This is a genomic window from Lactobacillus sp. PSON, assembly GCF_052615405.1.
The window spans coordinates 26,971-38,802 of the sequence record NZ_JBQXFW010000008.1 but is presented as its reverse complement, the minus strand read 5'-3'; the positions used below and the strand labels follow the sequence as shown (position 1 = coordinate 38,802).

Below are 11,832 nucleotides of genomic sequence, written 5' to 3'. Positions count from 1 at the left end.
GCATTTAAGTCAAGCATCAAGCAAATTTAATTTTAATTTTCTTCGTCATCGTCTTCATCATCATCTAATTGTGACAATTGACCTTCAATACCATCTGGCAATACATCATCGTCTTCAGTATTATCTTCATCAAACTCTGAATCTTCATCACCATATTCATCAGTATCATCATCATCAGCCACATCAAGATCTTCATCTTCTGGATCATCATTATCATAGTCGATAATATCGTCACTACCAGTTGCACTTGCCAAGAATGCATTAACCTTCTTGTGGTGCTTTTTGTATGATGAGTCGTCTTCATCTTCATCTTCTGGGTGGTTAACTTCTTCATCAACTGATTCATATGGGAACCATGTACGAAGTGCCCAAACGTTATCACCCATAGAAATGAACTCACCATCAGTATTCATATCAGTATAAAATTGTGGCAAGCGTGTACGAATTTCTTCATCACTTTTACCGAGGTACTCTTGAACATCGTTAACGATATCTGCAAAAGCCATTCTCTTACCATGATCTTCTAAAATTGCGCGAGCAACTTCGATCATTGACAATTCTTCACGATTCTTATCTTTAAACTTGTCTAATCCCACAGTTGTACGTCCTCTCTTTTGCAATCTTTACTATTTTACTAAGCATTTAAGTAAAAATCAACGTGACTGTATAGTTACCTATTAAGTATAGTCCACTAAAGAGGTCATATTCAACATGAAGTTTACGTTTACCATCAATTTCTGTTGAAAAATCTAATAGGTTAGTCACGCTAATCAAATCCATCTGTCGTCCTTGAACTAAGTATCGACATTTTTCTTTTTCACCGGGAACAAAGCGCATAAAAGAATAATTTTGTTTATCAACACCACGTTTGATAATTAATTCATTATCCTTTAAAAGCATTTTGACAGGTATTTCCCCATCTTCTAAATAAGAGATTCTAATAACTCCATCTTCTTCGGTTATTTCACCGGGCATTTCTTTATCAAAACTCTCTTGATCTTCTTCTTGAACAATAGTACTAGTTAATGTAATTTGCACTTTAGTCATCTTTATATATCACCTGCCTTAAAGCATTTTACCAGCGTTTTTGTTATAATTTATTTAACTAATATATATTTTACGCGAATTTTAAAAAAATTTAACTAATTAAGCTTAAGGAAGTTCATTATGCCAAAATTTAAAAGTAAAAAACTTAAACAAGAAGTCGTTCTTCGCGACCCAGTTCATGGATATATTCATATTGAAGATAAGGTCATTTTAGATATTTTAAAATCAAAAGAATTCCAACGAATGCGCCGTATTAAACAACTTGGCCCAATTAGCTATGTTTTCCCGGGAGCTACGCATACTCGATTTGAACATAATTTAGGAGTTTATGAATTAACTCGCAGAATCTGTAATATTTTTAGTAAAAATTATCCTACTCAAACTCCTGGCGATGGTCTTTGGGATGATAATAATCGCCTTCTTGTAGAATGTGCCGCAATTTTGCATGATATTGGTCATGGTCCTTATTCTCATACATTCGAGCATTTATTTGGAACTAATCACGAAAAAATCGGACAAAAAATCATCACTGATCCTAATACCGAAATTAATAAGGCTCTTAAACAAGTCACACCTAATTTTCCTGAACTCGTGGCTAGTGTCATCGACAAAACCTACCCTAATGCACAAGTTGTAAAAATGATTTCTAGTCAAGCAGACGCTGACAGAATGGACTATTTACAACGAGATGCTTATTATACCGGCGCTAATTATGGACAATTTGATATTTCACGCGTTTTACGAGTAATTCGTCCTTACAAAGATGGAATTTGCTTTAATAATAATGGTATGCATGCTGTTGAAGACTATATCGTATCACGTTATCAGATGTATCAACAAGTATATTTTCATCGCGTGGGACGTTCAATGGAAGTAATTTTACATCATTTATTAGAACGTGCTAAAGTAGTCTATCAAAGTGGTCACTTAAATGTAACTCCAAGTTTAGCCAAATTTTTAGATGGGGATTGGACTTTAGATGATTATTTAAAACTTAATGATGGCGTAATGGAAACCAACTTCTCCATGTGGATGGATTCTTCAGATCCTATCTTAGCTGATCTTTCTAAACGATATTTATTTAGAAAGCCACTTGCTAGCGTTAAAATCGACGAAGAAACTAAAAACTTATTACCTAAACTTAAGAACCTTATCAAAGAAGCTGGCTTTGACCCAACTTACTATACTGATACAAACTCTGCCTTTGATGAACCTTACGATGCATATAAGCCTACTGGTAAAAATGCTAACAGTCAAATTGAAATCATGCAAATGGATGGCTCGCTAATTGAATTATCACAATTAAGTCCATTAGTACGAGCTCTCAATGGTACATTTCAAGGGGATGAGCGTTTCTTTTTCCCTAAAATTATGCTTTCAAAAAGTGAAGAACCACAGATTTTTGACCCATTATATGAGCAATTTCAAAAATACATAAATAATGGTGCCTTACACTATATTAGAAAACCACACAAAAATAATAAAGACTAAATTCTTGCTTGTATTCGCTTTCTGCGCTAAGTTGAAAGTAAAGGATGGCGAGAATTATGAGAATTACAAAATTAATTGTTGGCATTTTAATGATTGTCTTCGGGATTTGGTTATTTGTTCAAGCTATTACTAGTGGATTTTTAGGTTTATCTAATTATAAAAATGTCGCTGGCGGAGTAATTGGGATTTTGCTTTCAATGTTGTTCTTAGCTGGAGGAATTATTTATATTTCTACTGAAAGAATCTCTAGTTTAGGTGGCGATATTGCTTGTCTTGTCTTAATGATTATTGCAGGAGTACTTGGCTTTGCTGGTGGTCTTTACAATGCATTATTACTTGATGGTATAATTGCTTTAATTATTGGCTTTGGATTCTTCATTTGGCACATTGCTTTAAGAAATGCTTAGAAAATACAAAAAAGCTTGGATAATTCCAAGCTTTTTTGTATAAAACTATGCACGTTCTTCTTCTTGGTAACGTGTATTGAATAATGGACTCAATGGTTCGTGATCTTGAATCATCTTGATTGCATCCCCCATAAGTGGTCCAACAGAAACCAAGAGCATCTTGTCGAGCTTCTTTTCAGCTGGTTGGTTGATTGAATCAGTCAAAACCAAGTTCTTAATTGGAGAATCATTAAGACGTTTAATGGCAGGACCTGATAATACTGCGTGAGTAGCTGATGCATAAACTTCAGTAGCACCAGCATCAATTAAAGCTTGAGCAGCTAAAGTGATAGTACCAGCAGTATCAATCATATCATCAATGATAATTGCACGCTTGCCTTTAACATCACCAATGATGTTCATAACTTCAGCCACATTAGCCTTAGGACGGCGCTTATCAACAATAGCAATATTAGTTCCTAAGAATTCAGCCAATTTTCTAGCACGAGTAACACCACCATGGTCTGGTGAAACAACTACGGCATCTTTTTCCAAATCATTCTTCAAGAAGTAATCTGCAAGAAGTGGAGCACCCATTAAGTTATCTACTGGAATATCAAAGAATCCTTGAATTTGTGGTGCGTGCAAGTCAAGTGAAAGAACACGATCAGCACCAGCTGTTTGAAGCATATCTGCAACAAGCTTAGCTGTGATTGGTTCACGAGCGCGAGTCTTGCGGTCTTGACGAGCGTAACCGTAATATGGCATTACGATGTTAATTGTACGAGCACTTGCTCGACGAACAGCATCAATCATGATAAGCAATTCCATTAAATTATCATTTACTGGATCACTAGTTGATTGAATTAAATAAACATCCTTACCACGCACAGATTCATCAATGTTAATTTGAATTTCGCCATCGCTAAAGCGCTCAACACTAGACTTTGATAGTGGAACACCAACACGGTCGGCAATCTTTTGTGCAAGTGGCACATTTGAATTAAGGGCAAAAATCATCAAATCGTCTTTGTAAGACATAGTTTCCTCCGTAAAATTTATAACTACTATCTATTTTAGCAGACATCAAACGAAATGGAACGAATATTCAATCAATATTCACCTATATTTTAGCATCTTATATCTTACTTTAATAAGAAAGCGGTTTCGAGTACAATGGAAATGTAATACTTACTCACTGTTTTTTAGAGAGAAGATTTAATTATGAAGAAAATAATAAATGATCCAAAAAATATCGTCCCAGAAATGGTTGATGGTATGGTACGGGCTTATCCGCAATACATTGAAAAAATAAAAAACGCTGAAGCTGTTGTTAGAAGTAATAAAGCTTCAATGAAAGGAAAAGTTGGTCTTGTTAGTGGTGGCGGCAGCGGTCATGAACCTGCTCACGCTGGTTATGTTGGTAAAGGAATGCTTAGTGCTGCAGTTTGTGGACAAATTTTTACTTCTCCAACTCCTGATCAAGCTTATGCAGCAATTAAAGCAGCCAATCAAGGTCAAGGTGTCTTATTAGTGGTTAAGAATTATTCTGGAGATGTCATGAACTTTGATATGGCTAAAGACTTAGCCGCAATGGATGATATTGATGTAAAAGTCGTTGTAGTTGATGACGATATTGCCGTTGAAAATAGTACCTATACTCAAGGCAGACGCGGAGTTGCTGGAACAATTTTGGTACATAAGGTTTTAGGAGCAGCTGCTCAAGAAGGAATGGACTTAGATAAACTACAAAAGCTAGGCCAAGATATTTTGCCTAATATTAAAACTATTGCAGTTGCTCTGAAAGCTGCCACAAATCCAGAAACTGGTAAGCCTGGTTTTGTATTAAAGGATGACGAAATTGAATACGGTGTTGGTATTCACAGTGAACCAGGTTATCGCCGTGAAAAAATTAAGCCATCTAAAGATCTAGCTAAAGAACTACTTACAAAACTTGATGATGAAATGAACTTATCAGGCGACAAAAAATACGCCATGATGATTAATGGCTTGGGTGCAACTCCATTAATGGAACAGTTTATATTTACTCATGATGTACTGAATGAACTAGAAGAATTTGGTGTTAAACCTGCATTTACCAAAGTTGGCAATTACATGACTTCAATTGATATGGCTGGTATTTCAATTACCTTATTTGAAATCAAAGACGATAAGTGGCTTGATTACTTAAACTATCCTGTAGAAACAATTGGCTGGTAAAGGACGAATAATATGACATTAACTGTAGAAACATTAACTAACTGGATGAATAATTTTGCACAAAAAGTGCATGAAAATAAAGATTACTTGAGTGATTTGGATACCCCGATTGGGGACAGTGACCATGGATTTAATATGGATAGAGGGATGCAAGCGGTAGTCAAGAGCCTCACTCCTGCTCCTGATAATATCCAAAATGGTTTTAAGAAAATTGCTATGGCTCTTATTTCCACAGTTGGCGGAGCATCTGGTCCATTATATGGGACAGCTTTTCTTGAAATGGCAAAAAAGAGCGCAGAAACTAGTGATTTAAATGAATTATTGCAAGCCGCCTTATCAGGAATAAAAAAACGCGGTGGCGCTCAAAAAGGCGACAAGACAATGGTGGACGTTTGGGAAGAATTAATTCCTGAAGTTAAAAATAATACCTTAACTGAAGATTCCATTAATAACGCAGTTGAATCAACTAAAGATATGATTGCCAAAAAAGGACGTGCTAGTTACTTAGGAGAACGTTCAAAAGGTCACATTGACCCCGGTGCACAATCAAGTGGCTATCTCTTTAGTGCAATGCTTGAAACGGAGGGATTATTATGAATTTAGGAATTGTACTTGTTTCTCATGTTCCAGAAATTCCCCAAGGACTTAAAAAGCTCCTCGATCAAGTAGCAAGCGACGTAACCATTACTACTGCTGGTGGAACAAATGACGGTGAAATTGGCACAAGCATGGAAAAAATTATTAAAGCCTTTGATGAAAATGATGCCGATGAACTATTGGCTTTTTATGATTTAGGCAGTGCTAAAATGAATCTAGAAATGGCTATGGAGATGTCCAATAAGAAAGTTCACCTTTATGATGTTGCCTTTATCGAAGGTGCATATACTGCAGCAAGCCTTATTCAGGCGGATGCAGATTTGGATTATGTCGAAAAACAATTGAAACCATTAAAAATCAAATAATTATCAATGCACACAAAAATCGCTCCTCACACGAGAAGCGATTTTTTTAATTATTTTATTCAAAATTTGCAACTTTAACATATCTTTTATTCGTCTTAGTTGCACCCTCTATGCGGTAATATCTCTTACCATTCTTAAACTTATAAGAACCGCCATAAGTTGTAATCTTGGTTCCCTTCTTCAATACCTTACGTTCTGCACGGCGAGTGCTTGTTGCATAAATATAGGCATTATGCTTGAGAGTACGTTTAGTGCCGTCGATATTTGAAGCTTTGAGGTAGTCACTAGTATACTTGCCATCTTTTTCATATACTTGATAATATTTTTGACCTTTAAATTCTACAGGCTTTGAGTCTACATAAATTTTTCTAAATGCTGCATAATGTCTGTACTTACTTCCACCACCATATGAATAAACTAAAGACTTATGCATTACAGTTTTTTCTACAATAGTTGGTGCAGGATATGGGTTAGCAAAATACATTGTTTGAATCCAAGTTCCTGACTTTTTATTTGCATCTCTATAAATCTTAGTATAAGAAACACCATCTTCAATCTTGGTTTCATTACTTACATAATATTCATCACCTTGGTAGAATACTTGTTGATCTTCTAATCCTCTTACCCAATTAGATGGCATTAAGTTAAGCTTTTGCTTTCCTTCAGGAGTAACTAATACAGTATAAGTAATTGTCGATGTTTTACCTTCAGCATTTTTTGCTTCTAATTGTACAGTTGAAAAACTTCCAGCCTTTGATGTGTTTACATCATTTTTTAAAACTTTTATTTCTGTACTCTTAGAATCTTTATCAGACTGACTTGCAGAAATTTTATATCTAGTTCCATTACTTCCAACAAAATCAGTTGGATTAAACTTAGAATCTTTTGCTACTTGCAATGTCATAGAGTTGAGATTAATAGTATTAGTTTTTCCATCTTGAGTATACTCCATCTTAAATTGCGGAGCATTCTTAATCTCACCTGTTCCGAATGGAATAATCACATTAACTTTTTCATTAATCCATTTACCACTCGCATCTCGTCTAGAATAATAGCCTGTTAAAGTTAAGTTAAATCCAGTAATAGGTGCAACTATTTTGGCAGCATTTCTATTACCACCAACAAATGATACATTTTGATTACGCAATTGAGTTGCAATTGAATTTATATCTAAGGTTATATCTGAATTAGAATCAGGAGAGACAAACTTGACTATATCTTTTGCGGCATCATAAATATCTAATAAAGTTTCTCCCTCTTTAATTGGAAGACCTTCTTTAAGAGGTACTACCGCATTATTTTCTAATTTTTGACCATTATAAGTAAAATAAGCAATGCTATTATTAGTAGTTGTTGTAACTTTTGCAGTTTCTGCTGCTAAAACTGGACTAGTTGAAGTCACTACAGGTGCAACAGTAAGTATAGTAACTGCTGCTATACCTATAATTTTAATTTTATTTTTCATATACTTTTCCTTTCGAAAAAAATATAATTAATGACGTTTCATCACTAATTATACTTTATTAAACAATTAATCTTAGTTATCTATTACCAACTTACTCTATAAATGCGATTCATAACAGTTAAATCATTTGATTGTTTAGGATCATGATATGCTACAGTTAAATATACATCATTATTTCCAATTAATTGAATTCCTTCAAATTCAGTATAATATCCACTAACATCAATTGTATGATCATAAGTTAAATCAATACTTTGCCATTCATTAGGATTATCAGAATTCCAAGGAATTTTTACTATCTTACGTTCATTGTTTCCAGCAAATTGACTAGAAATATAGATATTATTAGCTCCATCATCAATATCATATCCTTGAAGTGATCCAACTTTATTAGATTTAGTAATTTCTTTAATTTCAAATGATTTATCACAATGCAAGTTTCTAATATCTACATCAGGAATAATACCATTTGATACATTTGATTGTGATCTTGTGAGTGCGACATTTACTTCTTTCATATCATAAATAGAAAAGTATCCATTCCCATTGGTATCCGCACTTGCAATTAATAGCTTTGAATAATTAGGGGAAGGAGATACAGCAGCTTCAACACGACTCATATTAATATGAAATCCACCTGCATAATTTAAATGTGAAAGACGAGGTAATTCAGTATTTTTATAAATCTTTGTACCATCAGGAATATGAACTCTTGTAATTTGAGTTGTCCAAGGATCACCGCTACCCTTAGGCTTAGTTCCAACAAGCCAATCGCCAGACCGACCAGCATATTCCCAAGTCTGTGTATGACCACCAGCAGTATTACCATCTTGACCAATTAGTCTTAATACTGGATCTAGTTTTGCAAATGGGACATTAGTCTGCCTATTACCACGAAAGACATAGATATTGTGTCCATCGTGAAGTAATTGTAAGGCATAAACATAGCTTGTGCCAACATTACCTTTTTGAACAACTACATGGTAAAGGTCATCGTCTCCACCGTTTGGCTTATTAGGCTCATAGTGATTTAAGTTATATGCCAAGCTAACATTTGGATTTATATCCGTCATAATTTTGCCTCAGAAGTATACACTTCTAAATAAAATCAATGCATTTCACTTCCATGCATCCCAGTCATCACATAATAAAATCTAACTGACTATGATTCGATTTTATATAGATAGTATTATCTCTATCTACATTATCATTTTAACTTGTTTTTAGATTATATATTCTTATTTTTCCTAATATTAGGAAAAATAATTATTAATTTTTTCTAAATTAAAAAGTAAATTTATTCTTTACAATTTGTACTATACTAGAAGTGGTCAGTTATTTACTTTATAAATTTTTTGGATTTGTTTAAAAGCAAACTTGAAATCTGTTAATAATTGATCATATTCAGGAAAAGTTTTCATATTATTAAATAATATTTCAATATTTTGAAAATTATGCTGTTCAATATAACTAATAAGAGCATACATAAATTTTATACGTAATGCGACTAAATAATTATACTTTGAAAATTTTATTTTAGTAGTTGGAGCCAGAAGTTCTTTTGCAAAAGTTAACTTTTTATTTTTTATTAAAGTAAAAATAGCATTTAATAGCGCAACTGCAACAATATTACTAGCTTCTTCATCTTCGTAGACAGTACTTATCAAAGATCGAGATAAATTATATACCATTTGAGGTTTAAGCAATAATTGGACATTAGCAAAAAGTTGAATATCTTTATATGACCAAATAGTTATTTGACTTAAGTATAATTCTACTTTTGTCTTTTCATTGGTTGAAAACAAATCTTTACCAGTTAAATCAAAATAAAAATTATCCGCAATTGCAGCTTTTAATAAAGCTGCAATTAAATCAGTTTTCTGATATTGTTTTAAACAATCTAAAGTTAACTTTTTTAACTCGTGAGTATTATTTGATTGATAAAACTTACTTACTATTTCAGTAAAATTTGTTCCTCGAATTTTTCCTTGAACAAGTTCATCATAAGAAATATTTAACCTATCAAGTAATTGATTAACAATTTCTATTGGCATTCCATCACTAAGATTTCCTAATTCCCAGTTAGATAGCCTAGTAGTTGTTGTAATACCTTGTGCAGCATTTTCCAAAGATACATGTTTACTATTTCTAATTTTACGAAAATTTATTCCCAAACTATTATTATTTTTATTCATCGGAGGCACCTCATGTTTAAACAAAAACTAGTAACATTATTTCTTAACACAATAATTGGTGGTGGCTTAATTGTCGGTACCAATCTTCTTGCAATTTTGTCAACAAATATAAAATAACCTTTTATCCTTATTTTACTACACAAAAAAACGCATCCCTCACCAGGATGCGTTTTCTTAATCTTTACCTTTTACTTAATTTACACTTGCTGCAGTTTGAGGAGTTGCAGTAGCGTAATCAGTTACTGGCTTAGTTGAAACATAACCAGTTGCATTTGTAACTTCTACATTAGTGTTACCAGAGAACTTAACTGAACTTGTTGGAACACCTTCTGCATTAGCAACAACTTGAATAATTTGTTCTTGTTCGCTTGCTGACAAATTGTTCAAATCAGTTACTTGAACCTTTCTACCATTTAATTGACCTTGAGCAGTAACTAAAGCATTAAGATTAGTGTTAACTTCTGCCATATTAGCATTTACAGATTCATTAATATCCTTTGCTGCTTGCAATGCCTTATCAAAGTTTTGCTTTGCAGTTGGGGAAGCTAAAGTGTATGCAGCTTCCTTCTTAACAGCTTCTGCAGCATTAATTGCAGCTACTAATCCTTGCTTAGTTTCGGTAGTGGCTGGAGTTGCCAAGTTCTTAGCTTCTTCTTGAGTATTTGAAATAGCTAAAGTTGAATCCTTAACATCAACTACATCAGCCTTTACATAACTGTCTTTTGCACTAGCTACTTGGTAGAACAATTCTGCCTTATTTTCTGCCTTTACCCAAATGTAAAGAAGCTTATTTACACGAGCTTGGTGACCTTGGTTAAAGTAAGTGTTTGGTTTTACAACACCTTTAGAATTGTAAAGTGATGCATTTTCTTTCCAAGTTGCAATTGTAGTACCTAAAGTTGCATCTGCATCTGCATTTGGCTTAGCAGGATCTTCATCTGCTGGAATAAGGGCATCTCCACTTGAAACAACTGCATTAACTGCCTTAATGAATTGATTATGACCAATTTGGTAATACCATACATCATTGATCTTTTTAGCACCGTCTCCTACAGTTTGATATTCAAGACCTTTGAACAAAAGACCAGTATTTGCGACACGCTTACCATTTTCATCATAAATATAGGCATTTTTGATTAATTTAACGTAAGTATTCTTTACGTTTTCATCATCGCCTTGTTGATCATCTACATCAGGTTTTACATTAGCAGCCTTTACAAATTGCCCTTTACCTAAATTATAGTAATCTTTACCTTTGATTGTTTTAGTTCCAGTGTACTTAATAGTAGCACCCTTTTTCAAAGTTTTAGCTGACTTGATACGCTTACCATTTTTATCATATACATATGCATTATGAGTTAAAGTACCAGTTGGGGTATTATCATCAATAATATCATCAGCATTTACATTGCCAACTTTAATAAATTGACCCTTGCCTAAGTCCAAGTACTTCTTATTTTTGATAGTTACAGTTGAAAGATATTCAACAGTTGATCCCTTCTTTAAAGTACCAGCTGACTTGATACGCTTACCATTTTTGTCATAAACATATGCATTTCTAATTAATTCAATTGATTTTGAATCGTCTTTCTTTGAAGTTGCTTTTTTATCTGAATCAGTCTTTTTAGTAGTGGTAGTTTTCTTTGAAGTAGTAGAAGCCTTGGTTGAAGAAGTGTACTTCTTACCATTTACAGTAGCAACATTACCAGCTTTGATATAATTGCCATCACCAATGTCAAAATATACAGTACCGTCAATAGTGGTTGTGCCATAAGTTTGAATAGTTGAACCTTTACCAATCATCTTCCAAACTTTACCATCATATTTGTAATTGGTGTTACGTTTACCATTCTTATCATAAATATAAGCATTAGAGCCAAGCTTAGTTTCGTCTCCGCTCTTAGTAACAGTTTTCTTAGTAGCTTTCTTAGTTACAGCTTGAGCCACATTTGAACTTACAGCTGGTGCAATAACAGGACTAATTCCCATTAAAGCTGCAGCTGATACCATCATTAACTTACGACTTAACTTCATAAAATTCTTAACCTCATAATATCTAATTATTT

12 protein-coding genes are annotated in these 11,832 nt (G+C 33.6%); 5 read left to right on the top strand and 7 right to left on the bottom strand.

Going from position 1 to position 11,832, the window contains the following annotated elements; translation table 11 throughout:
* Positions 1-32 precede the first annotated feature (32 nt).
* Both rpoE and ACTHPI_RS07660 read right to left on the bottom strand, forming a co-directional pair.
* Entirely contained in the window at positions 33-596 is a 564-nt protein-coding gene (gene rpoE, locus ACTHPI_RS07665; RefSeq protein ID WP_445353578.1) for a DNA-directed RNA polymerase subunit delta, read from the bottom strand.
* Positions 597-642: 46 nt separating this feature from the next.
* Entirely contained in the window at positions 643-1,047 is a 405-nt protein-coding gene (locus ACTHPI_RS07660; RefSeq protein WP_445353577.1) for a DUF1934 domain-containing protein, read from the bottom strand.
* A gap of 120 nt (positions 1,048-1,167) precedes the next feature.
* On the opposite strand from ACTHPI_RS07660, the gene ACTHPI_RS07655 reads away from it, so the two are divergent.
* Positions 1,168-2,538, top strand: coding sequence for an HD domain-containing protein (locus ACTHPI_RS07655; protein WP_445353576.1), 1,371 nt, complete (start codon positions 1,168-1,170; stop codon positions 2,536-2,538).
* Positions 2,539-2,594: 56 nt separating this feature from the next.
* A complete protein-coding gene (locus ACTHPI_RS07650) occupies positions 2,595-2,945 on the top strand; it encodes a hypothetical protein (RefSeq protein ID WP_445353575.1) in 351 nt (116 codons plus the stop codon).
* Between the two features lie 45 nt (positions 2,946-2,990).
* Here the strand turns inward: ACTHPI_RS07650 and ACTHPI_RS07645 are convergent, their stop codons facing one another.
* The gene (locus tag ACTHPI_RS07645) at positions 2,991-3,965 is read right to left on the bottom strand and encodes a ribose-phosphate diphosphokinase (RefSeq protein ID WP_144354734.1); all 975 of its coding nucleotides are present in this window, start codon (positions 3,963-3,965) and stop codon (positions 2,991-2,993) included.
* Between the two features lie 183 nt (positions 3,966-4,148).
* Here ACTHPI_RS07645 and dhaK point away from each other — a divergent pair, with 183 nt between their 5' ends.
* The 3 genes from dhaK to dhaM are packed head-to-tail and all read left to right on the top strand — an operon-like array spanning position 4,149 to position 6,106.
* Positions 4,149-5,144: a dihydroxyacetone kinase subunit DhaK gene (gene dhaK, locus ACTHPI_RS07640; protein WP_445353574.1), complete on the top strand. Its 996-nt coding sequence runs from the start codon at positions 4,149-4,151 to the stop codon at positions 5,142-5,144.
* Positions 5,145-5,156: 12 nt separating this feature from the next.
* A complete protein-coding gene (gene dhaL, locus ACTHPI_RS07635) occupies positions 5,157-5,741 on the top strand; it encodes a dihydroxyacetone kinase subunit DhaL (RefSeq protein WP_445353573.1) in 585 nt (194 codons plus the stop codon).
* Positions 5,738-6,106 (top strand): dihydroxyacetone kinase phosphoryl donor subunit DhaM, encoded by a 369-nt coding sequence (dhaM, locus tag ACTHPI_RS07630; protein WP_445353572.1) that lies wholly within the window; start codon positions 5,738-5,740, stop codon positions 6,104-6,106. Before dhaL ends, dhaM begins: the two co-directional genes overlap by 4 nt.
* 55 nt (positions 6,107-6,161) lie before the next feature.
* Here the strand turns inward: dhaM and ACTHPI_RS07625 are convergent, their stop codons facing one another.
* The 4 genes from ACTHPI_RS07625 to ACTHPI_RS07610 form a co-directional block, all read right to left on the bottom strand.
* Positions 6,162-7,571, bottom strand: coding sequence for an SLAP domain-containing protein (locus ACTHPI_RS07625; RefSeq protein WP_445353571.1), 1,410 nt, complete (start codon positions 7,569-7,571; stop codon positions 6,162-6,164).
* Between the two features lie 83 nt (positions 7,572-7,654).
* A complete protein-coding gene (locus ACTHPI_RS07620) occupies positions 7,655-8,644 on the bottom strand; it encodes a helveticin J family class III bacteriocin (RefSeq protein WP_445353570.1) in 990 nt (329 codons plus the stop codon).
* Between the two features lie 258 nt (positions 8,645-8,902).
* Positions 8,903-9,766, bottom strand: coding sequence for an Rgg family transcriptional regulator (locus ACTHPI_RS07615; protein ID WP_445353569.1), 864 nt, complete (start codon positions 9,764-9,766; stop codon positions 8,903-8,905).
* A gap of 192 nt (positions 9,767-9,958) precedes the next feature.
* Complete coding sequence (locus tag ACTHPI_RS07610; RefSeq protein WP_445353568.1) at positions 9,959-11,800, bottom strand: SLAP domain-containing protein; 1,842 nt, start codon at positions 11,798-11,800, stop codon at positions 9,959-9,961.
* Positions 11,801-11,832: the final 32 nt, after the last annotated feature.